Source organism: Streptomyces sp. HmicA12 (assembly GCF_000373565.1).
GTDB lineage: Bacteria > Actinomycetota > Actinomycetes > Streptomycetales > Streptomycetaceae > Streptomyces.
The window spans coordinates 187,782-210,636 of record NZ_KB891799.1 but is presented as its reverse complement, the minus strand read 5'-3'; the positions used below and the strand labels follow the sequence as shown (position 1 = coordinate 210,636).

The following is a 22,855-nucleotide window of genomic DNA, read 5'->3' as shown; positions in this document are numbered from 1 at the left end:
TCCGGCGGTCCGGATCAGCTGCCTGATCAGTTGTCGTGCTTGCGGCGGTAGACGGAGAAGCCGAGGCCCGCCGCGCCGACCGCCGCCGCACCGGCACCGGCCGCGATCAGTGCGGTCCGGGCGGCGCCGCCCGAGGTGTGCGCCGAGACGTTCTCCGCGCCCGCCTTCACACCGCCCTGCGGGAGGGCGCGGGCGCCGTCCTGCTGCGACAGCTGTGTGCCGCCTTGGGTGTTCACGTGCGTGCCGCCCTGAACGTTCCCCTGGGTGCTCCCGTGGGCGTTCGCGTGGACGCTTCCCTGCGTGGTCCCGTGCGTGGTCCCGTGCGTGGTCCCGTGGGTGTTTCCGTGGGTGTGGGTCCCGGAGCCGTCCAGCCAGGACGTGACGGTGCCGTCGCACTTCAGGGCGATGTGCAGACCGTTGTGGTGGCTGTACGCGATCCGGTGGTCGGCGTCGAGGGTGCCGACCTTCTTGCCGTGGGCGTGCACGTCGGCCTGGTGGTGGTCCGCGCCCAGCCGGTAGACCCTGGCCGCCGAACCGTCGGCGAGCTTCACCGTCTTCACGTACGTGCGCTTGGTGTCCGGTACGGGCTTGGAGTGGCCGTCGGACCAGGACTTCACGGTGCCGTCCGGGTTCAGGACGATGTGCAGGCCGTCGTTCATGGCCTTCCCGGCCTTGCCGTTCGCGTCGACCGTGCCGAGCTTGGTGCTGCCGGAGTAGATGTCGGCCTGGTAGTGGTGCGCGCCCAGCCGGTAGATCTTCGCCGTGGAGCCGTCGGCCAGCTTGACCGTCTTCACGTGGACCCGCTGGTGGACAGGGGTGGGCTTCGGGCCCGGGGCCTTCTTGGCGGTGACCGTGCCGTCGGCGGCCAGCGTGAAGGTGCGGTCGCCGATCTTCTTCGAGGCGTTGTCGATGTACGCCTTGAGGTGGCCCTTCACCGTGCCGCTCCGGGAGATCTCGGCGCGGGCCGAGCGGGCCGAGGCGTTGACGTCGACGTTCGCGGACCAGCCGCCGCCGAGGTCCGTGGTGCCCCGGGACTCCCAGCTGCCCGGGGCCGGGGGCCGGGGCTGGGTGTGGTCACCGCTGCTGTCCTGGTCGGCGGTGAGCTGCCCGTCCGTCGTCAGCTGGAAGACGTAGCCGCCGGTGGTGGTCCTGGCGGTGGAGCCGTTCGCCTTGAGGGTGGTGACGAGGTCGCCGGACTTGAATATGTCGGCCTCGGAGCCCTTGCTGCCGACGCTGTAGACCTTGGCGGAGAAGCCCTCGGACAGGTCGACCGAGTTGATCAGCTGACGGGCGTCCTGGCCCTGGCCCTGGCTCTGGTCCTGGCCCTGGCTCTGATCCTGGCCCTGGTCTTGACCCTGGTTCTGGTCCTGGGTCTGGCCGTTGTCGACCTGGCTCTGGTCCTGACCCTGACCCTGGTCCTGGCCGTCGCCGCTCTGGTCCTGGCCGGTGCTCTGGTCGCCCGCGGCGGCCGGCTGCGGGGCGGGCGTGGTGTCCGCGAAGGCGGCCGTGGCCGGGACGGCCAGGGCGGCGATGGCGCCGGTGGTGACGGCGGCGGTGCGGAAGGTGCGACGGGTGGCGCGCATGGCGGTGTTCCCTCGTTCGTGCCGGGCCTCGCGACCAACGGCTTCATGTCCCTGTTTGTGCCCCTTTGTGGTGGCCACGGATATGAAGTTAGGCGCGTCGTGTGTGCGTCACCCGTACGTCGTGTAACAGTCGGCGCGCTGCCCGGCCAAGCAGTCGTAAAGAGGGAAAAAGCCCAGGTCAGAGCGGGTTATGTGGGGTCCTGGACCTTGGTCCTGACTGGCGTGGGGCCAAGGTCCGCGGGGCCGGGACCGAGGTCCGGGCCGGTGCCGGGGCGCGCGAACCGCTCCGAGTAGGCGGGGGCCTGCCGCGCCGCCTCCCAGTACGCGGCCCGCAGGTCCGGCAGCACGGTGTCCAGGACCTTCTCGGTGCGGGCCGCGAGCAGCAGCCGTACACCCACGGGGTCGCCGTCCAGCGGCCGGATCGCCATGTCGGAGCGGGCGCGGGACGTGGGCTGACAGAGGGTGACCACCTCGCCGGTGGCGACGAGGGAGGAGGCGGTGTGGTAATCGCCGTGCAGGACAAGGGGGTTGAGGCCCGCGGAGCGCAGTGCGCGCAGGAGCCCGTCCCACTCGCCGTCCACCGTCGGGTCGACCATCCACCGGTCGCCGGCCAGGTCGGTGAGGCGGACGACGCTGCGGCGGGCGGCCGGATGGTCGGTGGCGAGGGAGACGAACTGCGGCTCGCGCTCGACCAGGACCCGGCTGACCAGGCCCGGCGGCATCCGCAGCGGGCAGCCCTCCACCTCGTGCACGAACGCCACGTCGAGCCGCCCCTCGGCGACCAGGCGCAGCAGAGCGTGCGCGGAGACGTCCATGCGCAGGACCGGTTCGGCGCCGTGTCCCGCCGGTCCCGTCCGCAGCCTGCGCAGCCAGCCGGGCAGGGCGCGGCTGGCGGTGGAGCCGATGCGCAGCGGGCCCGCGGCGTCGGTGGCGGCGGCCGCGCGGGTCTCGTCGACGAGCGCGCGCATCCCGTCGACCAGGGGCCGGGCGCGGCCGAGCAGCACGCGGCCGAGCGGGGTGGGGCGGCAGCCGGTGCGTTCGCGGGTGAACAGCCGGCCGCCGACGAACTCCTCGATACGGCGTACCTGTGTGCTCAACGAGGGTTGGGTCATGCCGAGCCGACGGGCCGCCTTGTGCAGGCTTCCGGTGTCCTCGATCGCGCACAGGACGCGCAGATGCCGCACCTCCAGCTCCATGAACGTCGAGGGTAGGCGGGGCCCACGGCTCGCACCAGGGTGCCAACTCGGAGGTGATAGCCCCGAGTTATCACCAAGTGCCATCATTCCCCCGGGCCCCTCGCACCCCCACACTCACTTGCATGACCATGACATCGCCCCCCACAGGCGCCCCCACAGTCATCCGTCTCCTCGCGTGCGCGCTCGGCGCGGGGCTCACCGTCACCGCCCTCGCGGCGGCCCCCGCGACCGCCCAGGCCCCCACCTCGGCGCGCGTCCACTACGCGGGCTCCGCCGAGGACGCCGCCGCCAACAAGGCGTTCTTCGAGGCGGTCGTGAAGTCCGTCGCCGAGAAGCGGGCCGCCAACCCCGGTGCCGCGTCGGTCACCGTCACCTACGACGCCTCGCAGGCCCCCAGCTTCCAGCAGCAGATAGCGAACAGCGCGTCCATCTGGAACTCGTCCGTGTCGAACGTGAAGCTCCAGGCGTCGTCCGGCGGCGGCGACTTCGCGTACTACGAGGGCAACGACGCGCGCGGTTCGTACGCCTCCACGGACGGGCACGGCAGCGGCTACATCTTCCTCGACTACGCGCAGAACCAGCAGTACGACTCCACGCGCGTGACGGCGCACGAGACCGGGCACGTGCTCGGCCTCCCGGACCACTACGAGGGTCCGTGCAGCGAGCTGATGTCGGGTGGCGGTCCGGGCCCGTCGTGCACGAACCCGTACCCGAACGCGAACGAGAAGTCTCAGGTCAACTCGCTCTGGGCCAACGGTTTCGCGAAGGCCCTCCGTAAGGCGGGCGCCCAGCTCGGCTAGTCCGGTTCGGCTAGTCCGGTTCGGCTGGTCCGGTTCGGCTGGTCCAGCTCAGCTGGTCCGGTTCGGCTGGTCCGGTTCGGCTGGTCCGGTGACGCGCCGGACCAGCCCCGCTCACCCCGCGGTCGGCTGATCCGCGGCCGGCCCTTCCCGGACCCCGATCGCCCGCGCGGCGGCCACCTCCTGGCGGACCGGTTCGAGAACCCCGCCCGGCGAGCCGGCCGGACCGAAATCGGCCCGCACCTCCCACAGCACCACGGACGCCCGCAACCCGTCCGCCAAGTCCCGCAACTGCAGGACGACCTGGCTGACCTCCGCCGCGGCAGGCGGCGGCGATCCGTGGCGCACGCGCACCGTCGCCGCGGTCGTCGCGTCCACGATGCGCTCCACCGCGACGACCAGCGGCCACCAGGCCGCCGCCCGCTTCCCCACCGGCGGCGGCTCGGTGAGCGCCCGCTGGAACTCGGCACGGATGACGGACAGGTCCCGGTACAGACGGCGCCGCGCGCGGGCCCGTACGGCGAAGTCGTCCGTGGCACCGAACGCGCACTCCACGTACGCCGCCGCGTCCGCGACCGCGTCGGCGAGCCGGTCCCCGATCCGGGTGTGCCAGCTCTCCGGCCACAGCAGATACCCGGCGACGAGCGCGATCCCGCACCCCATCAGGCTGTCGAGCAGCCGGGGCCACAGCAGCGCCGTGCCCTGGTGGTTGAGGATGTCGGAGAGCAGCAGGATGACCGGGGTGATGGCGGCGGTCTGGAAGCCGTAGCCGCGCGGGGTGAGCGCCGGGATCAGCGGCGCGAGCACCATCATCACCGGCACCGACCACCAGCCGAGCGGCACCTCGGAGAGCACTGCCGCCGCCACGACCAGGCCCGCCGCAGTGCCGAGCGCGCGCAGCACGGCCCGCGAGAACACCGACCCGAAGTCCGGCTTCATCACGAACGTGATGGTCAGCGCCACCCAGTACGAGCGCGGCACCGGCACGATCGACACGAGCGCCTGCGCGATGCCGATGCAGAGCGCGAGGCGCAGCCCGTACCGCCAGGACGCGGAGGACAGCAGCACGCCGAGGACGGCGCGGCGGGCGCGCACCCGCAGCGCGGCCGGCCGGCCGAGCCGGTCGTCGACGTTGGTGAAGTCGGGGTCCCCGCTCCGGGACGCGACCTCGGCGGCGTGCCGCAGCGCGTGGTCGACGGCGCGCGAGGCCGGGCCCTCCGGCTCGGGCAGGTCGAGGACGCCCACGTCGCCGGGACGGCCCGCCGCGATGGAGTCGGCGATGCGCCGTACGGCGGCCGGCACGGACGGGGACAGCGGGATCCCGCAGTGATGGGCGGCGGGCGCGGCCTCCACGACGGGCGTCACGGCGTTCAACGCGCTGACCAGCCGCACCAGTTCGGGGTTGCGGCCGTGCGCGCGGGTGCGCCGGGCGAGGACCAGGTCGTAGGCCTGGTTGAGGGACTGGGTGACGGCGAGCCGGGTCTCGGCGTAGGTGAGGGCGTCGGTGGCGGCGGCCTCCAGGAGGTTCGCGACGCTGCGGTACGTCGCCGCGACCGCGGCCCGTTCCGGTACGCCGGCCCGCAGCGGCCAGGTGAGCAGCGCGAGCAGCAGCACGAGCAGCCCGCCACCGGTCATCAGGAGCGGCGCCAGCCACCAGTCGCCGGGCATCGGGAGCCCGGCGCCCACCACGCAGTTCAGCAGGAGCAGCAGCCCCGACACGGAGGCGACCGCGCCGACCGTCGAGATCATCCCGGAGGCGAGCGCGACGGCGGTGACGATCCCGACCGCGAGCCACCCGTGCCCGTACACGGCCGAGCCGACCGTCACCCCGACCGCGCCGAACAGCTGCGGCACGGCGATGTTGAGGATCCGCATCCGGTACGCGTCGGCGGTGTCCCCGATGACCCCGGAGAGCCCGCCCATCGCGGCGAGCGCGCCGTACGCGAAGCGGTCCGTGGCGAGGCCCACCGCGAGGGGCAGCGCCAGCGCGATCGCGGCACGCGCGACGGCGGGCCAGGGTACTGCGGCCTTCTGCGGCCGCAGTGTTCTGACCAGCCAGTCCGGGGGCGTCGGCATGTGATCATTATGCGAGTTGTGCGTGATGTTCGTCCGCGGGCCGGTGGGAACCGCGCGGCCGGCCCCCACCGGCCGTCGCCCGACGAACGCCGCGCTACCTGCGCAACGTCAGATCCGCCAGCACCGCCCGATGGTCCGTCTCCGCGAGCCGCAGGAACCGCACTGCCTCGGCGGAGAACCCGTCGCTCACCAGCACATGGTCGATCTGCGTCCCGAGCGGCCCCGGCGCGGACGACGGCCAGCTCGGGGTGCGGGACACCCCGTCGATCCGGGCCGCGTCCCGGAGGGCCCCCGCGTCGAGGATCCGCCGGAACGCGGCATGGTCCTGCGTGGCGTTGAAGTCCCCGGCCATGATCATCGCCCCGTCCCGCGCGGCGGCGACCCCGCGCAGCCGGCCCAGCTCGGTCCGCCACACGCCCACCTGCCCCGGCAACGGCGGCATGGGATGGACGAGTTGGAGCCGTACGGCATGTCCGCGTACGTCGGCGACCGCGCCCGGCATACCCATGGTCCCGGCCACCGCGGGCGCCGCCTTCAACGGGAACACGGACAGGATCAGCGATCCCTCCGAGCCGCCCGCCCGCACCGCCCGCCGGTACGGGTAAGCGGTCTTCAGGGAGTCGCGGGCCAGTGTGTCCTGGCAGGCGTAGTCGCACTCCTCGACGAACACGATGTCGGGGTCGTGCCGGGTGATGGTGTCGATCAGCGCGTGCGTCCCGCGGCCGAACTGCACGTTCGAGGCGAGCACCCGCACCCCGGAGACGGGCACCCCGGTCGCCCCCGACGTGCTCCCGTACGGCTCCATGTACCAGGCGAGCGCCCCGAGCGCGGCGACGCCCCACACCATGCCGGTGCGCCAGCGCGCGAGCAGGGCGAGGAGCAGCGCGGCGACGGTGGGGACGATCAGCCACGGCAGGAACGCGAGCAGTTGCGGGACCGGGGTGATCCCGTCGCGGTCGGCGGCGCGGACGCCGACGACCGCGCTGACCCCGGCGAGCAGCAGCCCGGCCGCCCAGGCCCCGGCCCGGTGCACCCGGCGGCGCCCGGCGCCCCGGGGTGCGTACCGCAGGGCGTCGGGCGCCGTGTCCGTGATGTGCCGCTGGTCCAAGGCCCGGCCCTTCGTCGGTGACTCAGGCATCATCCTGAAGGACGGGAACGGGGGCCGGACGGTTGTCAGGCGTGCTTGGCCGTACCTGGGCCGGACGGTTGTCAGGCGTGCTTGGCGGTACCGGGGCCGGACGGTTGTCAGGCGTGCTTGGCCGTACCTGGGCCGGACGGTTGTCAGGCGTGCTTGGCCGTACCCGGGCCTACCGCACCGCCGGGGGCGCTCTGCGACGCGGTGGCGAGCGACCAGATGACGAAGACGCCGATGCCGATGGAGATCACCGACCAGACGGGCGCGTACGGCAGGAACATGAAGTACTCGACGATGTACAGCGCGGCGAGCGCGATGCCCGCGCCGCGCGCCCAGTCGGCGCCCTTGAGCAGGCCCCAGCCGACGATCGCCACGACGACGCCGAGGATCAGGTGGATCCAGCCCCACGTGGTGAGGTTGAAGGAGTACACGTAGTCGCCGACGCGGCCGTACACGTCGTCCTTGGCGATGCCCGCGATGCCGTTGAGGATCCCGAGGACCCCGCTGACCAGCATGAGGACACCGGCGAACATCATGCCGCCGCTCGCCCATCCGTTGCCGGTGCCCTGACCGCGGGTCGGATCGGGGGTCTGCGCGCGGTGGTCCGCGGACCAGGCCGCGGGGTTCGGCTCCTGCTCGGGGGTCGCGTTCGGGGTGGTCTGGCTCATGGGGGCGCCTCCTGTTCCGTCACCTGAATGCTCGGGCCGACACCGGCTGACGGCATTTCAGGCGCGGCTGAACGGGTGGCCCGTTCCGTCCGCCTCCGGCTGTTGGTGCCCCGTGCCGACCCGCGCCCCCGTGCCGACCCGTGCCCCCGTGCCGGGCCGCCCCCGGCGCCCGACCACCCACGCGCCGAGCGCCACGACCAGGCCCACCGCCACGATCACCCACGAGGCGACCCGCATCGAGGACGTCAACGCGTCGTACACCGCTCCGGCGGCCGCCTTGTCCGAGCCGTTCGCGCTGTCCGGCAGGTCGCCGAGGGTGAGGGCGCGGGCGATCGTCAGGGCGAGGAGCAGCGCGCCCGCGCCGAGCGCCAGGCCGACGGCCGTCCAGGCGACCGCGAGGCGGCGGCGCGCGGCGAGCGCCAGACCCGCGGCTCCGCACACCAGGGCGGCCAACAGGGGCCAGATTCCGGCCAGTTGGAGCAGATGGAAGCCGCCCCGCAACGCTTCGAGGTCGCCGCCGGACAGCAGGGTGATCTCGGTGTAGGTGACCGGGATCTGCCCCGCGAACGGCACGTTCTCGTCCTGGAGCTGCTGCTTGACCTGCTCGGTGACCGGCGCCAGGTCGAGGGTGACGGGGCCGGTGCTGCCGTCGTCGAGGGCCTGCTGCACGGCGTCGTGGGCGGCCCGGTTCGCGGTGTTCCACGCCTTCTGGAACGCGGTGGTGTCCGTGAACGAGACGACCGCGTCGTGCAGGTACTTCTCGACCGTGGACCGCAGCGGGCCCACGTCGACGCTCTTCATGATCCCGTCGGTGACCGCGTCCGCGACCGCGCTCCGCACGTCCGGCTGGGTGGCGAGCGGCGCCATCGTGGACACGTACCGGTCGCTGTCGCCGATCTCGAACTTCGCCCAGGTGGAGAGCGTGCCGATCGGGACGAGGAGACAGGCGAGGACGAGCAGCACGGGCGACAGGAAGGTTCGGGTCACCGTTCCAGGCAAGGCCCCGGCCGCGCGGGTCGCGACCGGGGTGCCTGCATACGGACTACCGCGGGGCTGGGGCAGGTGCCTGGATACGGACTACCGCGGGGCTGGGGCAGGTGCCTGGACAGGTGCCGGGGCAGCGCCTACTTGCGGTTGTAGAGCCGCATCGTGACGGGCCCGAACACGGCCACCAGCAGCGCCGCCCAGCCCAGTGACCACAGCACCTCGGAGGCGGGCCAGTCGCCCTCCATGAGGCCGCGCACGGCGGAGGCGACGTGGGTGACGGGGTTGTTGTTCACGAACGCCTGCAGCCAGCCGGGCATCGTCTCGGGCTTCACGAAGATGTCGCTGAGGAACGTCAGCGGGAAGATCACCATCATGCTGACGCCCATCACGGACTTCTCGGTGCGCAGCAGCAGCCCGAACATGGTCCAGATCCAGGAGAACGCGAACGAGAAGACCAGCAGCAGGGCCACGCCCGCCACGACGCCGAGCACCCCGCCGTCCGGCCGGAAGCCCATGATCAGGCCGACGACGAGCATCACGACGGACGCGATCGTGTAGCGCAGGGCGTCGCCGAGCAGGTAGCCGACCATCACCGCCGGGCGCCAGATCGGCAGCGTGCGGAAGCGGTCGAAGACGCCTTTCTCGATGTCGGTGTTGACCGAGACGCCCGTGTACATCGTGATCATGACGACGGACATCACGAGGATGCCGGGTAGCAGGTACTGGATGTACGCGGACGGGGAGCCGGCCAGGGCGCCCCCGAACAGGTACGTGTACATCAGCACCATCATGATCGGGAACGCCGTGACGTCGAAGAGCTGCTCCGGCACGTGCTTGATCTTCAGCACCGCGCGCCAGCCGAAGGTGAGCGAGGCCGCGACGGCGCTGGGCCGCGCCGGGCGGTCCTCGGCGATGAGGAGTCCGGCCAGCGTCTCGGCGCTGACCGGGGCGAGGTCCCGGGTGTCGGTGGGGGTGGTGGCGGTGCTCATGCCGTCGCCTCCTGTGCGGGCTCGGTCGGCGCGGGTGCGTCGGTCAGGGCCAGGAACACCTCGTCGAGGCTGGGCTGGCCGAGGGAGAAGTTGTCCACGGTGATGCCGGCGGCGGCCAGTTCGGCGAGGGCGCGCGAGGCGGCCTCGGCGGCGCCCCGGTCGCCGGTGCCCACGCGGGCGGTGAGCGCCACCGGATCGGGCTCCGGCTGGACGGCCGCGCCCGCCAGCGCGGCCGTCAACAGCCGCTCCGCCTCCGGGCGTTGCCGCGCGTCGCGCAGTCGTACGTGCACGGAGCCCGCCCCGACCGACGCCTTCAGTTCGCCCTTGGTGCCCTCGGCGATGACCTTTCCCCGGTCGATGACGGCGATCCGGGACGCCAACTGGTCCGCCTCGTCGAGGTACTGGGTGGTCAGCAGGACGGTCGTGCCCTGCGCGACGACCGCGCGCACGATCTCCCACACCTGGTTGCGGCTGCGCGGGTCGAGGCCGGTGGTCGGCTCGTCGAGGAAGAGCAGATCGGGCGTGTTGAGGATGGATGCGGCGATGTCGATGCGGCGCCGCATGCCGCCCGAGTAGTTCTTCACCTGGCGGCCCGCCGCCTCCGACAGGCCGAAGGCGGCGAGGAGTTGGTCGGCGCGGGCGGCCGCCGGCTTCCTGCCGTGGCCGGTCAGCCGGGCCAGCAGCACGAGGTTCTCGTGGCCCGTCAGGTCCTCGTCCACGGACGCGTACTGCCCGGTCAGGCTGACCCTGGAGCGTACGGCGTCGGCCTCGCGCACCACGTCGTGCCCGAAGACATGGGCCTCGCCCGCGTCCGGCCGCAGCAGCGTGGCGAGCATCTTGACGGTGGTGGTCTTGCCCGCGCCGTTCGGCCCGAGCACGCCGTAGACCGTGCCGGACGGCACGGTCAGGTCGACGCCGTCGACCGCGCGATTGTCTCCGAAGACCTTCACCAGGCCCGCGGTCTCGATGGCGATGGTGCTCATGTCGGGTGCCCCTCTCGGTCACGTCACAGGGGCAGACCCGCCGCGCGCCGCGAACTCATCGCCCGCGAGGGTTCCGGTGGAGGGCTGGGCCGAACGGGTGTTTCCTGGAACTGGGGAGCTAGGAGGCCGATCATGCGCCGTAAGCCTGTTGCTCTTGCCGCGTCCGCCCTGCTCGCGGGCGGTGTGCTCGCCGTGACCGCGGCGTCTCCAGCCAGTGCCAACAGCGGTGGCGGGAGCGTCGTCTGGGGGACGGTGGTCTCCGGATCCGATCTCAATCTGCGCTCCGGTCCGAGTACGTCCTCGTCCGTCGTCTACCGGCTCGCGCCGGGCAGCCAGGACCGGATCGAGTGCGCGACCAACGGTTCGTCCGTGCACGGCAACTCGACCTGGTACTGGTTCACGGGCGCCCAGGGCTGGGCCAGCGCCGCCTACGTGTCCATCAGCGACAACGTGCCGAGCTGTTCCGGGACCGAGGTGCCCTGCCCGCCCGACCATCAGCAGAGCGGCGGCCCGAGCAGTTTCTGGTTCCGCTCGGACTACCGGGTGGAGTTCGGATTCACGAGCTGAGCGAATAGGAAAAAAATATGCACAAATGGGGATGAATGGGCCGGTGTAACACTGTTACACCGGCCCATTCATCCCCATTCCTTGCCCATCCCTTATTCCTTGCCCATTCCTTGCCCGTTCCTGCAGGCGCACCGACGGTCAGACCGGCTCGTTCGCCGTGTAGTAGCGGTAGTACGTCGCCACGAACGTGCCGGCGGCGACGCCGAGGCCGAGCAGCGACGACCAGACGTGCGAGGCGTTGGAGAGGCTGTTGAGGAAGCCGACCGCGATGCCGGCGAACACCGCCCAGGTCGCCGCCCGCAGCCCGAAGTGCCGTCCGGCCTGCTGCTTGGACCACTGGTGGATGCCGAAGCAGAGGGCCGCGACGAGGATGCCGGTGACCAGGCCGAGGGCGATGTTGCCGCCGGTGACGCCGTGGCCGTAGCGCTGGATGTTCGCCGCCCAGAAGCCGTAGAGGACGCCGGTCCAGACCGGGATCCACACGGCGGCGCTGGTCGGGGAGAAGGCCGTGCCCGTACCCGGGGCCGCATGCTGAGCCATGAGGGGCTCCTTTCCGCGCGTCGCCGCGCAGACCGCGAAGGGTTCCCCCGCCTTCCATTGACCGCTGGCCGGGTGCCTTCCGCAACATGCGCGCGATCGGGCACCGTGTTTCGCTGAGGTCATGTCCCTGAACATCGTGCTGTTCGGCGCCACCGGCATGGTCGGCAGCCGCATCGCCGCCGAGGCCGTGGCGCGCGGCCACCGGGTCACGGCCGTCAGCCGCTCCGGTGGGTCCCCCGTGGAGGGCGCGATGCCGGCCGCGGCGGACCTGGCCGACCTCGCGAGGGTCGCGGAGGTGGCGGCCGGGCACGATGTGGTGGCGTCGGCCGCGGCCCCGCCGCGCGACGGCAGCGATCCGAGGGCGCCGTTCCTGAAGGCGAACCAGACCCTGGTCGCCGGTGTCCGCAGGGTGGGCATCGGACGCCTGGTGGTGGTCGGCGGCGCGGGCAGCCTGGAGGTGGCGCCCGGCCAAGCCCTGGCCGACCAGCCGGACTTCCCGGACGCCTACCTCGGCGAGGCCCTCGCCCACCGCGACGTACTGGAGTATCTGCGCACCGTCGACGACCTGGACTGGACGTACATCTCCCCGGCGGCGGAGATCGCGCCGGGGCAGCGCACGGGCGAGTTCCGGATCGGCGGCGACCGTCTGATGAGCGACGCCGACGGCAACAGCCGGATCAGCGCCGAGGACTACGCGATCGCGTTCGTCGACGAGGTCGAGCGGGACGGACACGTGGGCTCGCGCATGTCGGTCGCCTACTGAGCCTTTGCCTGCTGAGCCTTCGTGTACGGAGCGCTGGCCTGCTGAGCCTTCGTGTACGGAGCGCTGGCCTGCTGCGCCTTCGCCTACTGCGCCTTCGCCTACTGAGCGCTCGCGTACTGGGCGCTCGCGTGCGTGGGTGCGGAGGGCTGCGACCGCGGCAGGTACAGCCCCGCGTCGGACGCCGTCGCGTACGGGGCCACGGTCTCCGTCGTCCGCCGGATCACGGTCACCGCGGCGTCGTCGCTCGGCGGCCCGTACCGGTGCTCGTGCAGATCGAGCGCCAGGCGGCGCAGCAGCTCCTGCGGCGGCGCGTCCGCCGGAAGCCGCTCGACGAGGCGCGGCAGCCGCTCCCGTACGGGGTAGAACGTGCCGCCCGCGTCCCGGCACTCGGTGACGCCGTCGGTGAAGAGCACGAGGGTGTCGCCGGTACGGAACGGCAGCCGCACCGGCTCGGGCAGCCCCGCGCCCAGCGACCCCATGCCGAGCGGCACCCCGGGCGTCACCTCGGCGGTGTGCACCCGCCCCTGCGCGGTGACGACCAGCGGCGGCTCGTGCCCGAAGTTGACCACGTCCACGGCGTCGGCGTCCGGCGGGAAGTGCAGCAGCAGCGCCGTGGAGAACGGGTCCGGCAGCTCCTCCTCGTCCACGACCCGGGTCCACGCGCTGTAACGCTGCATGGCGATCTCCAGGCGGCGGGCCACCTCCGACACATCACCCTCGTGGTACGCGGCCTCGCGGAACGCGCCGAGCAGCGACGCCGACGCGGACACCGCGGGCAGCCCCTTGCCGCTGACGTCGCCGAGCACCGCGCGGACGCCGTGCGGGGAGGGCTGGAAGTCGTACCAGTCGCCGCCGACCCGGGCCGCGCGCGCGGCCGGCTGGTAGAAGTCGGCGATGTGCAGATCGCCGACGTGGTCCGGCAGGGAGCGCATCACAGCCCGCTGGGTGGCCTCGGCGATGTCCGTGACCGCCTGCAGCCGGGCCTGCTGCTCCTCCCTGCGGCGGGCGATCAGCACACCGAGAAGACCGCCGGTGCCGATGAGCAGCGGGCCGAGCACGGCCCAGCCGCCGGACGGCGTGGGGGAGACGGCCTGCAGCCCGACGTAGACGACGATCAGCGCCCCGGTGACGGTCGCGGTCGCCGTGACCGAGGCCAGGATCGCCACCACGATCGGCACCAGGCCGAGCAGGGCGCGGGCCCGGAAGTCGTAGGGCGTGGCCAGGTCGAGCGAGACGATGCAGACCAGCATCACGAGCGCGAGCAGCACCATGGTGCGCCAACCACCCGTGGGACGCACGGTGCTGGGCCGTGCCTCACGGGTCGCGGAGGTGAAGCTGCTGGAGCCGGTGAAAGGCATCCTGTAAAGAGTCCGGGGATTTGGTCGCCGCGAACAGGGCCGAAAGTCCGTCCCCGGCTGAGATCCCCGTCTCATGGCCTGCGCCACACGGCGCCGGGCTCTCAGTGCGCGGGTACGGCCACGAACCGCGAGGTCACCCGCAGGTCCGCCTCGATCAGCGCCGCGGTCTCCCGCAGCGCGTCCGCCCAGGCGAGGGCTTCGCCGCGTCCCCGGTGCGCGGTGACGTCGAGCGCGGACACGACGTCCCCGTCCCGCCCCCGCACCGGCACGGCCACCGACCACAGCCCGTCCTCGGGCCCGTCGGCCACGGCCTCGGCCACGCCGTCGGCCAGCACGTGCCCGGACGCCGTCATCCCGGCGGGCAGCCGTGACCCGACGCCGATGTCGACGCTCATCACCCGACGCGGCGCGACCCGCGCGGTGCACCGCACCCACTCCCCGTCCGGCACCGAGAGCCCCACCGACTCACCCAGCCGCTCCGACAGCGCGGCCAGCCGGGGCGCGGCGATGCGCGGCAGCGTCGTACGGGACAAGGGCGCACACCCGAGCCCCAGCACCCGCGGCGTGAGCCGCCAGACCCGGCCGTCCTGACGCACGTACCCGAGATGCTCGTACGTGATGAGGGCCCGCCGAGCGGTGGCCCGGGCGAGCCCGGTGGCCTCGGCGATCTCGCTGAGGGCGAGCGCGGGCCGCCGCGCACTGAACACGGTGAGCACGGAGAGCCCGCGGGCCAGGGACTGGACCGGGGCGTCGGCCATCCCGGCAAACTCAGCCTCTCCGGCGTTTGAGGCGAGGGGTCCGGGGCGGAGCCCCGAGACATCAGCCTCGGCGCGGAGAGCCTCCTCCATGGATCGCACACAGTCCGACAGAGCCCCCCGCACGGCCCCCGGCAGGGAACCCGCGCCGTGCCGACTCGTATGACTGACCACGCTCACGGCACAGACAACCCGCCCGGAGGGCCCCCGCACCGGCACCGCCACCGCGACGAGCCCCGGCTCCACCAGCTGATCGTCCACGGCGAAGGGCACCCCCCGCCGGAACACGATCCCCGGTGCTGAACCCTCGCCCGGCAGCAGATCCCCCACCCGGAAACTGATCGACAACGCGCGCCGCCGCAGCACCTGATGCACGAAGCGGATGTCGTCCCCGTCCGGCACGGCGATCGACACCGACTCGTCGAGCGCGTCGGCGAGCCGGTCGGCGAACGGCCCGAGCAGCTCCGGTACCCGCAGCGCGTCCAGGCAGGCGTTGGCGACGGCCATCAGGCCCGGCGCGAGAGACGCGTCCCGCCCGTCGAGCCGTACGTAGCCCAGGTGGGCCAGCGTCGCGCAGATCCGGTCGACCGTGGAGCGGGCGAGCCCGGTGACCCGGGCGAGTTCGGCGAGGGCGAGCGTGCCGTCCGCGTCCGTGAGCCGCCGCAGGACGTCGAGGCCGCGCATCAGCGGGGCGACGGCCTCGGCGGGCGGCTGCTGGGTCACGTACGCGGACGATCCGGTCGGTACTTCGAGCACGGGGCAACCGTAAGGGACGGGGCCCGCGCTCAGCGGTTCAGCAGTTCCACGATCCGGTCCAGGGCCGAGGGGGCGAGATGCCGGCGCAGCGCCTCGACGACCTCCTCCGGGGTGGAACGGCTGTCGAGCTCGATTACGCCGTAATCGTTCTTCCTCCGCTCGCGCTTCTCCTTGCGGGCGGCCGGGACGACCGCGGTGACCGGACCGGGGAGTTCCTGCTCGTCCTTCGGCAGGCGCGCGATGCGCCGGGCGTCCTCCACGGACACCCGCCCGTCGGCGAGCGCCTCCTGGATGTCGTCGCGGAGCTTCATCAGGGAGAGCCGCTGCGAGATGAACCCCTGGGTCTTGCCGATCCGGGCGGCGACCTGGCGCTGCGAGTAGCCGTACGCGGTGATCAGGCCCTGGATCGCCTGGGCCTGCTCCAGCTCGGTGAGGTCGTCGCGCTGGACGTTCTCGATGAGCGCGTCCTCGTCGGAGCGGGTGGCGTCGTCCCGGACCAGGACCGGCACCTCGTCCATGCCCGCCATCTTCGCGGCGGCCAGCCGCCGGTGGCCGTGCAGGACCACGTACGGGGCCTTGCCCACCGGCTCCTTGTGATGCGGGTGGGCCGCGAGGAACACGGCGGCCGGAACGACGCTCAGGGCCTGGAGAACGCCGCGCTCGCGGAGGGTCTCGGCGAGTCCTTCCAGGTCACGCAGCTCGTGGCGCGGGTTGTCGGGGTTCTCGGCGAGATCGCCGACAGCGACGGTCAGCGGTCTGGTGTCGGGGCGCTTCTTCACCGCGGTGGCTGTCCCCGCCGTGCCCGCGGCGCTCGCGGCGTCCTTCTCCGACGACAACAGGGAGGACAGATCGGTACGGCGGCCCATCAGGCGGTCACCTTCTTCTTCGTGGCCTGCGCAGGCTTCTGGGTCTTCGTGGCCTGCGCAGGCTTCTGGGTCTTCTGGGTCTTCTGGGTCTTCGTGGGGTTCGCGGCCTTCGTGGGGTTCGCGGACTTCCTGGGGGGCGGGGTCTTCGCGGCCTTCGTGGGGGTCGCGGTCTTCCTGGGGCTCGGGGTCTTTGCGGTACTCGCCGTGCTCGGGGTCTTTGCGGTGCTCGCCGTGCTCGGGGTCTTCGTGGTGCTCGCCGTGCTCGGGGTCTTCGTGGTGCTCGCCGTGCTCGGGGTCTTCGTGGTGCTCGCCGTGCTCGGGGTCTTCGTGGTGCTCGCCGTGCTCGGGGTCTTCGTGGTGCTCGCCGTGCTCGGGGTCTGCGGACGCGAGGTCTTCTTGCGGCTCGCGGGCCTCGGGATCGCCGCGAGTCCCACCTCCAGGGCGAGGCGGAAGAAGTCCTCGCGGGCCTGGAGCGCGACTTTGTTGGCCCCGTACTGGGTGACGACGAGTCCGTCCGCGCTGGCACGGGTGTGCAGCTTGTAGTGGCGGACGACGGTGCGGGCCAGCGGCCAGCCCTGGCCCTCGACGAAGGCGCGGGTCTGCTCCAGGTCGGACTTGCCGTCGCGCGGGTCCCAGTTGTTGATGACGACGCGGAAGGGGAGGCCCCGGGGCTTCACGACCTTCTCGACCGTGCGCTGCGTGGGCTGGAAGCCGAGCGGCTCCGGCTCGATGGGGACGATGACGTCGGTGGCGTTGGACAGGACCGCGCGCAGGGCGTCGGCGGCGGCGCCCTTGCCGAGCGGGTCGGCGCCGTCGTCCTCGGCGAGGTCGAGCCAGCCCGGGGTGTCGACGAAGACGTGCTGCGCGGACGGGATCCGGGACAGCGCGGCGAGGCCCGCGAGGTCGTCGTGGGCCTGCACGAAGTCGAAGGGCAGGCCGTCGCCGACCCGCTCGGACCACCACACGGCGGAGCCCTGCGGGTCGATGGAGACGGCGACGACGGGCGGTTGCCCGCCCGAGCCGCTCGGGGGACCGCCCAGGACGTCCGCCGTCACGGCGGCCAGGTTCACGGCGAGCGTGGACTTTCCGACGCCGCCCTTCTGGTTGAGGATCACGTGTACGTGTGCCACGAAAGCTCCCTGACTGGTGCTTTTGGGGGGTATTCGTGGCCACTGTGGCAGCGGGGCCACCGCGAGCCGCGGTGTACACGCCGTCACGTACGCGAGGAGATGCCCCAGATGTCCGGGGGGACGAGGTGCTCGCGGTTCCCGTCGGGGCCGAGCACGTGCGCGCCGAGCTTGTGCACGCGCAGCGAGACCATCGTGTCCGCGATCCGCATGTCGGGCGCCTTGAGGGCCAGTTTCTGGATGTACGCGGGCAGTTCCTCGACGCGGCTCAGCCAGGCGCAGACGAAGAGGTTGTGGGGCCCCGTCACCGCGGTGACCGTCCGGGTGTCGCGCAGCCGGGCCGCCGCCGTCGCCACCGGCGCGAGCTGGTCCGGCGGTACGTCGGCGCAGATCAGGCACCACACCGGGCGGCCCGAGTGGCGGGGCGCCACCTCGGTCCTGAAGAGCACGGCGTCGGTGGCCTCCAGGCGGGCGAGCCGGCGCCGCGCGGTCGACTCGCTGGCGCCGATCTCCTGGGCGAGCGCGGCGACGCTGACCCGGCTGTCCGCCGCGAGGGCGAGCAGCAGTCGCTGGTCGACCGCGTCGGGCGGCGCCACCAGCGGGGCGGCCCGGCCGGTGCGGGACGGGCGCCGGCCCAGCTCGCGCACCCTGCGCAACTGCGGGGGAGTGAGCTGGTCGAGACGCGGGGGCGCCCCCGGGCCGTAGAGGGCGGTGATGACATGGGTGCGGGTCGCGCGCACGCCGGGCAGCCGGTGCAGCCGGTCCACGAGGTAGCGGTCCAGGGCCGCCGCGTCGGGCAGGGCCACGAACACGACGAGGTCGGCGGCGCCGGTGACGTGCTGCACGGTCAGGGTGCCCGGATCCCGGGCGAGCGCCGCCGCGGTGTCCGGCACGGTGCCGGCCGCGCACTCCACCCGGATCCACGCCGTGGACACCGCGGGGCTGCCCGCGGTCAGCGCGCCCGGCAGCATCCCCGACCAGGCGTATCCCTTGGCCGTGAGCCTGCTCCAGCGCCGGGCCAGGGTGTCGGCGGAGGGGCCCAGCGCCCCGGCCAGCTGGGCCCAGGTCGCGCGCGGGGAGATCTGGAGTGCGTGGATCAGCGTGAGATCGGCCTCCGAGATGGCGGATTCCCGTGTGCGCACAACCTCTCCTCGGTGGTTATCCGGACAACACCGTGGCGTTTCGTCGTGCGATACGAACATGGGCCTCAGGCATATGCATTGAATAGGACACGCAGCGCCCACGACCATAGAGCGTGCCCCAAATCCGGAATCGGGGGATCGGAACCATGGCGCCGTACGGCGAGCTGGACGGACGGGACGGCGGTGCGGGGGACCGCCGCTCGGCCGGAAGGGTACCTGCCGGAAAAGGCGAGAATCCACCTCGAAGCGGACAATTCGCCGAGCGAGGTGATGTCGCCCGGCCCGGCCATCTCGTCGGTCGTACCCGGGAGCTCGCCGCGCTCCTCTCCCGTCTCGCCACCGCCCGCCTCGTCTCCCTGACGGGGCTGCCCGGCGTGGGCCGCACCCGGCTCGCCCGCGAGGCCGTCGCCCAGGCGCGACGCGAGGTGCTGTGGGAGTCCGGGGCCGCGTACGAGCCCGAGATGCTGGACGGGGTCGGGGCGCGGCTGCGGCACCGGTTCCAGGACCGGCGGGGCGCCCTGCTCGTGCTCGACGACTGGGAGCGGCTCGGCGGCGCGGGCACCGCCCTCGTCGCGTCGCTGCTCCTGGACCTGCCGGAGCTGACGATCCTGGTCGTCGCCGAGCGGCCGTGCCATCTGCGCGGCGAATCCGTCGTGGTGCTGGCCCCGCTCGCGGTGCCGCCCGCCGGGTGCCCGCCCGAGGAGAGCGGCCGTCACGAGGCCGTGGAGCTGCTCGCGGCCGAGTTCGGCGACGCGGTGGTGGCCCGGGACCCGCTCGGCGCGGCTGAGCTGTGCCGGCGGTTCGGCGGGGTGCCGGGACCGCTGATCGAGGCTGCGCGGGCCTGGGCCGGTGGGGAACGTGGCGCAGCCCCGGGCGCGTTCGCCCCGGGGGAGTTCGCCCCGGGGGAGGGGCAGATCGCCGCGGCGCGGCACTCCTACGCCCGCTGTTCGCGCGTCGAGCGGCTCCTGTGGCGCAGGCTCGCCGTCTTCGAGGGCGGCTTCGACCGGGAGGCCGTGCGCGAGGTATGCGGCAGCGGCGCGCTCCCCTCCGACCAGGTGCTGACCGTCCTCGACCGGATCGCGCCGCACGTCCTGCTCCTGGACCCCGCGGACGACACCGGCCGCTACCGTCTTCCGCCCGCTCAACTAGTCTTAGGGCAAAGGGAGTTGGAAGCTTCCGGCGAACGCTGGGCGGCCGTCCTGCAGCACCGCCGCTGGGCGGTCGGCGTGGCCCAGCAGGCCGCCGAGTGGTGGAACGCGGGCCGTCAGGACGAGGCACTCGCCCTGGCCCTGCGCGAACTGCCCGACCTGCGGGCGGCGATGGACCCGGCGACCGCGCCGCTGTCTCCGCACGTCGAGGCGGGCACGGCCCTGAAGGTGGTGGTGCACCTGTGGTTCCTGTGGGCGGCGTGCGGGCGCACCGCCGAGGGCCGCGCCCTGCTGCGCCACGCCCTCGCCCTGCACCAGGACCCGCCGCCCGCGCGGGCGCTGTGGCTCGCGGCCTGGCTGGAGCTGGACCTCGGCGCGCCCGAGGCCGCCGACCCGCTGCTCACGGCGGCCTGGGCGGCGGCGGTGCGCGAGGGCGACGACCACTGCCTCGGCCTGCTCGCCCACGTCCGGGGCGCGGTCGCGCTGTGGCAGGGCCGCGGCGAGGCGGCGGTGACGGAGTTCCGCGAGGCGCTCGAACTCATCGGTGATGTACCGGACTTCGGTCCCGGCCCCGCGCACTGCCGGGCCGCACTGGCCCTCGCCCTCGTCCGCACCGACCCGGAGGCCGCCCTGGAAGTGGCGCAGCCGGGCCCCACCCACCCCGGCGAGGCGCGGGACGTCTGGGCGGAGGCGTGGATGCGGTACGCGCGGGCGGAGGTGCTGCGCTGGGAGGGAGACGCCGACACGGCGCGGGACCTGGCGCTCTCGGCGCTGCGGACGTTCCTCGCGTTCGGCTCCACGGTCGGCGGGCTGTGCGCGGGGGAACTCCTCGCGGACGCGACGGCGCTGCGCGGCGACGCCGTGCGGGCAGCCCAACTCCTCGGCGCAGTAGATGAGGTGAGGGCCGGGGCGGCGCCTCTGCAACGGGCCCCCTACCTGACCCCCGTGCGCCGCCGCTGCGAGGCGCTGCTCGCGGAGGCCCTGCCGCCGCAGCAGCGGGCGGAGGCGTACACGAGCGGGGCCCGGACCGGGCTCACGGGGCTGCTGGTGCGGGCCTGACGCCGGGGCCGAGTGTCCGGGGCGGGCCGAGTGTCCGGGGCGGGCCGAGTGTCCGGGGCGGGCCGAGTGTCCGGGGCGGGCCGAGCGTCCGGGGCGGGCCGAGTGTCCGGGGCCTGACGTCCGGGGCCTGATGTCCGGGTCCCGCGCGGCCCGTACCGCCTAAGGCAGGGCGCCCCGCACCCACGCCTGAGTCTGGGCCGGCTCGTCGCGCGCCGCGTTCCCGGCCCAAGTCACCAGGCCCAGCAGGACGAACGCCCCCACGAGGATCCGCCCGGTCCCGCTCACCATCAGCGGGCGGGTCGCCGAGGGACCCCGTACGACACCGATGACCGACTCGGCGGACGACTGGTCGCCGAAGAGGCGCTTCGGGTACGAGGGCGTCAGCAGCAGGACGTACGACGTGACCCGCATCCGGTACCGCAGCACCGCCGCCGTCGCCTCGAACAGGGGCAGCGGCATCCGGCCGAGCACCAGCACGACCAGCCACGACACCAGTGACACCGCCCACCATCCGGCCATCGCGAGCCAGGCGAGCAGCGCGGCCGGGAGGACGAGCAGCAGCCGGAAGAAGACCGCGAGCCGGTTCAGGGCGGTCGGGCGGAGCCGGACCTGGACCGGATACCCGTACGCCTCCCCGAGCAGCTGGAACGGCGGGTAGCGGTCCGTCAGCAGCATCGCCGAAGCGCTCAGCCGGGTCTCGTAGCCGACGAACCCGGCCAGCCAGTGCTCCAGCGGGTCGGGGACCCGGCCGAGGACCAGCGTCGCGCACCACGCCGCCACCGCCACGAAGAACGTGACGACGGAGACGAACGCGAGGACGACGGCGTGCGGGAGCAGGAGCAGCAGCCGCAGCAGCACGGTGAGCCGGTTCTGTCCGCCGGGCGGCGGCACGTCGAGCTCGGGCAGCGGTTCGGTACCGGGGACCGGTGGAACGGCGCCGTAGTGGGGGGAGGAGGCAGCCATGCCCGTAACTCTGCCGAGCGCCGCAGGTCAGGGCATCCGCTGGCGGCCGATCAGGTGGCGGTTTCGGCGGGCCCGGCGGGCTCGGTGGACCCGGCCGGTTCAGCGGGCCCGGTGGCCTCGGCCGTGCCGCTGTTCGCGGTGCCGCCCCGGCCGAGGAGCAGTGCCGGTGTGGCGAGGAGCAGGAGCCCCGCCGCCCCGATCGCCTCCCGCGTCCCGGTCACGGTCGCGAGGGCGCCCGCGGCGAGGGTCAGCAGGGCCTTGGCGGCGTTGCCGGTGACGGTCCACGCGGCGAGCACCCGCGTGATCCGGTCCGGGGCGGTCTCCTTCAGGCGGAGCGTGGCGTACACCGGGTTGAAGACGCTGCAGCAGAAGATCAGGCCCAGTTCGACGAGGGCGACGGTGGCGAAGCCCGCGACCCCGGGGCCGGTGAGGGCGAGCCAGGGCAGCCAGACCGCGCGGGCGACGCCGCTCCACAACAGCACGCGCCGCTCCCCGTACCGGGGGACCAGGCGGCGTGCGAGCCGCGATCCGACGAGCCCGCCGAGGCACGGGAGGCCGAACATGAGCCCGTAACTCCAGGGAGCGAAGCCGAGTTCACCGAGGAGGAGGACGGCCAGGAGCGGGGCGGTGCCCATGATCAGGCCGTTGACGAGGGTGGTGTTGAGGAACAGGGCGCGCAGTTCCGGATGGAACCAGATGTACCGCCAGCCCTCGGCGATCTCCCGCGCCTTCGTGGGTGAAATCGCCGGGGCCGCGGGGCCCGCGGGCGCCGCCGGGGGTCGTTCCGGCGCCCGGATCGCGCGGAGGGCCGCCGCCGACAGGACGTAGCTGAGCGCGTCCGCGACCACCGTGACCAGCGGCCCGAGGACCCCGATCGCCAGCCCCCCGAGCGGCGGTCCGACCGCGGTGGCCGTCCACTGCGTCGACTCGAAGCGGCCGTTGGCGACGAGCAGTCCGTCCCTCGGCACCAGGTCCTTCAGGTGGGCCCCGCTCGCCGCCCGGAAGACGATGTCGGCCGCCGCGACGACGACCGAGACCAGCACGAGCTGGGTGAAGGTCAGCGCGCCGAGGACGTAGGCGCCCGGCAGCGACAGCAGCGCCGCGCACCGGACGAGGTCCGCCGCGATCATCACGGGCCGCTTGCGCCGGAACTCCACCCAGGGCCCGAGCGGCACCGCGATCAGCGCGCCCACCGCGAGCCCCGCCGCGGCGAGGAGGGAGACCTGCGCGGGACCGGCGTCGAGGACCAGGACCGCGACCAGCTGGAACGCGTCGAGCGCCAGCCAGGTGCCCGCCGTGCTCACCGCGAACGCGGCCCACAACCATCCGAAGTCCCGCCCCAGCCGCCCCGGCCGCACATCGCTCATGACCTGCGATCCAAGCCGCCCCGGCCCGCC

At 73.3% G+C, this 22,855-nt stretch carries 20 protein-coding genes; 4 read left to right on the top strand and 16 right to left on the bottom strand.

Annotation, left to right across the window (positions count from 1 at the left end):
* Positions 1-26: 26 nt before the first annotated feature.
* Both B072_RS48070 and B072_RS0107735 read right to left on the bottom strand, forming a co-directional pair.
* Positions 27-1,583, bottom strand: a complete 1,557-nt coding sequence (locus B072_RS48070; protein ID WP_018529371.1) for a hypothetical protein — start codon at positions 1,581-1,583, stop codon at positions 27-29.
* Between the two features lie 188 nt (positions 1,584-1,771).
* Entirely contained in the window at positions 1,772-2,779 is a 1,008-nt protein-coding gene (locus tag B072_RS0107735) for a LysR family transcriptional regulator (RefSeq protein ID WP_018529370.1), read from the bottom strand.
* Between the two features lie 128 nt (positions 2,780-2,907).
* Between B072_RS0107735 and snpA the strand changes: the two genes are divergently transcribed.
* Positions 2,908-3,579: a snapalysin gene (gene snpA / locus B072_RS0107730; protein ID WP_018529369.1), complete on the top strand. Its 672-nt coding sequence runs from the start codon at positions 2,908-2,910 to the stop codon at positions 3,577-3,579.
* Between the two features lie 111 nt (positions 3,580-3,690).
* Here snpA and B072_RS0107725 read toward each other — a convergent pair whose 3' ends face one another.
* The 6 genes from B072_RS0107725 to B072_RS42755 form a co-directional block, all read right to left on the bottom strand.
* Positions 3,691-5,652 carry an FUSC family protein gene (locus tag B072_RS0107725; protein ID WP_018529368.1) on the bottom strand — a complete coding sequence of 654 codons (1,962 nt, stop codon included), beginning with the start codon at positions 5,650-5,652 and terminating at the stop codon, positions 3,691-3,693.
* A gap of 94 nt (positions 5,653-5,746) precedes the next feature.
* A complete protein-coding gene (locus tag B072_RS0107720; protein WP_018529367.1) occupies positions 5,747-6,760 on the bottom strand; it encodes an endonuclease/exonuclease/phosphatase family protein in 1,014 nt (337 codons plus the stop codon).
* Positions 6,761-6,933: 173 nt separating this feature from the next.
* Positions 6,934-7,455: a DUF7144 family membrane protein gene (locus tag B072_RS42765; RefSeq protein WP_018529366.1), complete on the bottom strand. Its 522-nt coding sequence runs from the start codon at positions 7,453-7,455 to the stop codon at positions 6,934-6,936.
* A gap of 57 nt (positions 7,456-7,512) precedes the next feature.
* On the bottom strand, positions 7,513-8,442 hold the full coding sequence (locus tag B072_RS42760) for a hypothetical protein (RefSeq protein ID WP_018529365.1): 930 nt from the start codon (positions 8,440-8,442) through the stop codon (positions 7,513-7,515).
* A gap of 137 nt (positions 8,443-8,579) precedes the next feature.
* Positions 8,580-9,431 (bottom strand): ABC transporter permease, encoded by an 852-nt coding sequence (locus B072_RS0107705; RefSeq protein WP_018529364.1) that lies wholly within the window; start codon positions 9,429-9,431, stop codon positions 8,580-8,582.
* A complete protein-coding gene (locus B072_RS42755) occupies positions 9,428-10,414 on the bottom strand; it encodes a daunorubicin resistance protein DrrA family ABC transporter ATP-binding protein (RefSeq protein WP_018529363.1) in 987 nt (328 codons plus the stop codon). Before B072_RS42755 ends, B072_RS0107705 begins: the two co-directional genes overlap by 4 nt.
* A 132-nt stretch (positions 10,415-10,546) precedes the next feature.
* On the opposite strand from B072_RS42755, the gene B072_RS42750 reads away from it, so the two are divergent.
* Positions 10,547-10,981 carry an SH3 domain-containing protein gene (locus B072_RS42750; RefSeq protein WP_158689173.1) on the top strand — a complete coding sequence of 145 codons (435 nt, stop codon included), beginning with the start codon at positions 10,547-10,549 and terminating at the stop codon, positions 10,979-10,981.
* Positions 10,982-11,119: 138 nt separating this feature from the next.
* On the opposite strand, the gene B072_RS0107690 is transcribed toward B072_RS42750, so the two are convergent.
* Positions 11,120-11,521: a hypothetical protein gene (locus tag B072_RS0107690; protein ID WP_018529361.1), complete on the bottom strand. Its 402-nt coding sequence runs from the start codon at positions 11,519-11,521 to the stop codon at positions 11,120-11,122.
* 127 nt (positions 11,522-11,648) lie between these two features.
* Here B072_RS0107690 and B072_RS0107685 point away from each other — a divergent pair, with 127 nt between their 5' ends.
* Complete coding sequence (locus tag B072_RS0107685) at positions 11,649-12,284, top strand: NAD(P)-dependent oxidoreductase (RefSeq protein ID WP_026245550.1); 636 nt, start codon at positions 11,649-11,651, stop codon at positions 12,282-12,284.
* A 98-nt stretch (positions 12,285-12,382) separates the two neighbouring features.
* Here B072_RS0107685 and B072_RS42745 read toward each other — a convergent pair whose 3' ends face one another.
* From B072_RS42745 to B072_RS42725, 5 genes are all read right to left on the bottom strand, one after another.
* Positions 12,383-13,642, bottom strand: coding sequence for a PP2C family protein-serine/threonine phosphatase (locus tag B072_RS42745; RefSeq protein WP_158689172.1), 1,260 nt, complete (start codon positions 13,640-13,642; stop codon positions 12,383-12,385).
* Positions 13,643-13,743: 101 nt separating this feature from the next.
* A complete protein-coding gene (locus B072_RS42740; RefSeq protein WP_078506346.1) occupies positions 13,744-15,081 on the bottom strand; it encodes a helix-turn-helix domain-containing protein in 1,338 nt (445 codons plus the stop codon).
* A 101-nt stretch (positions 15,082-15,182) separates the two neighbouring features.
* Positions 15,183-16,019 (bottom strand): ParB/RepB/Spo0J family partition protein, encoded by an 837-nt coding sequence (locus B072_RS42735; protein ID WP_018529356.1) that lies wholly within the window; start codon positions 16,017-16,019, stop codon positions 15,183-15,185.
* A complete protein-coding gene (locus tag B072_RS49045; protein ID WP_063746432.1) occupies positions 16,019-17,149 on the bottom strand; it encodes a ParA family protein in 1,131 nt (376 codons plus the stop codon). The genes B072_RS42735 and B072_RS49045 overlap by 1 nt, the downstream gene beginning before the upstream one ends.
* Before the next feature lie 83 nt (positions 17,150-17,232).
* Positions 17,233-18,288, bottom strand: a complete 1,056-nt coding sequence (locus B072_RS42725) for an Lrp/AsnC family transcriptional regulator (RefSeq protein WP_018529354.1) — start codon at positions 18,286-18,288, stop codon at positions 17,233-17,235.
* A gap of 146 nt (positions 18,289-18,434) precedes the next feature.
* Here B072_RS42725 and B072_RS45470 point away from each other — a divergent pair, with 146 nt between their 5' ends.
* Complete coding sequence (locus B072_RS45470; RefSeq protein WP_051127114.1) at positions 18,435-20,495, top strand: ATP-binding protein; 2,061 nt, start codon at positions 18,435-18,437, stop codon at positions 20,493-20,495.
* A gap of 159 nt (positions 20,496-20,654) precedes the next feature.
* Here the strand turns inward: B072_RS45470 and B072_RS0107650 are convergent, their stop codons facing one another.
* Both B072_RS0107650 and B072_RS42715 read right to left on the bottom strand, forming a co-directional pair.
* Positions 20,655-21,458: a DUF4389 domain-containing protein gene (locus B072_RS0107650; RefSeq protein WP_018529352.1), complete on the bottom strand. Its 804-nt coding sequence runs from the start codon at positions 21,456-21,458 to the stop codon at positions 20,655-20,657.
* Positions 21,459-21,508: 50 nt separating this feature from the next.
* Positions 21,509-22,825 (bottom strand): MFS transporter, encoded by a 1,317-nt coding sequence (locus B072_RS42715; RefSeq protein ID WP_043243484.1) that lies wholly within the window; start codon positions 22,823-22,825, stop codon positions 21,509-21,511.
* Positions 22,826-22,855 lie beyond the last annotated feature (30 nt).

What these genes read in the sequence shown, in the direction of transcription:
- B072_RS48070 (WP_018529371.1), bottom strand. Translation starts at nt 1,583, where the DNA reads ATGCGCGCCACCCGTCGCACCTTCCGCACCGCCGCCGTCACCACCGGC.
- B072_RS42755 (WP_018529363.1), bottom strand. Translation starts at nt 10,414, where the DNA reads ATGAGCACCATCGCCATCGAGACCGCGGGCCTGGTGAAGGTCTTCGGA.
- B072_RS45470 (WP_051127114.1), top strand. Translation starts at nt 18,435, where the DNA reads ATGGCGCCGTACGGCGAGCTGGACGGACGGGACGGCGGTGCGGGGGAC.
- B072_RS42745 (WP_158689172.1), bottom strand. Translation starts at nt 13,642, where the DNA reads ATGCCTTTCACCGGCTCCAGCAGCTTCACCTCCGCGACCCGTGAGGCA.
- B072_RS42740 (WP_078506346.1), bottom strand. Translation starts at nt 15,081, where the DNA reads ATGCGCGGCCTCGACGTCCTGCGGCGGCTCACGGACGCGGACGGCACG.
- B072_RS0107725 (WP_018529368.1), bottom strand. Translation starts at nt 5,652, where the DNA reads ATGCCGACGCCCCCGGACTGGCTGGTCAGAACACTGCGGCCGCAGAAG.
- B072_RS42750 (WP_158689173.1), top strand. Translation starts at nt 10,547, where the DNA reads ATGCGCCGTAAGCCTGTTGCTCTTGCCGCGTCCGCCCTGCTCGCGGGC.
- B072_RS42735 (WP_018529356.1), bottom strand. Translation starts at nt 16,019, where the DNA reads ATGGGCCGCCGTACCGATCTGTCCTCCCTGTTGTCGTCGGAGAAGGAC.
- B072_RS0107690 (WP_018529361.1), bottom strand. Translation starts at nt 11,521, where the DNA reads ATGGCTCAGCATGCGGCCCCGGGTACGGGCACGGCCTTCTCCCCGACC.
- B072_RS0107735 (WP_018529370.1), bottom strand. Translation starts at nt 2,779, where the DNA reads ATGGAGCTGGAGGTGCGGCATCTGCGCGTCCTGTGCGCGATCGAGGAC.
- snpA (WP_018529369.1), top strand. Translation starts at nt 2,908, where the DNA reads ATGACATCGCCCCCCACAGGCGCCCCCACAGTCATCCGTCTCCTCGCG.
- B072_RS0107705 (WP_018529364.1), bottom strand. Translation starts at nt 9,431, where the DNA reads ATGAGCACCGCCACCACCCCCACCGACACCCGGGACCTCGCCCCGGTC.
- B072_RS42765 (WP_018529366.1), bottom strand. Translation starts at nt 7,455, where the DNA reads ATGAGCCAGACCACCCCGAACGCGACCCCCGAGCAGGAGCCGAACCCC.
- B072_RS0107650 (WP_018529352.1), bottom strand. Translation starts at nt 21,458, where the DNA reads ATGGCTGCCTCCTCCCCCCACTACGGCGCCGTTCCACCGGTCCCCGGT.
- B072_RS42715 (WP_043243484.1), bottom strand. Translation starts at nt 22,825, where the DNA reads ATGAGCGATGTGCGGCCGGGGCGGCTGGGGCGGGACTTCGGATGGTTG.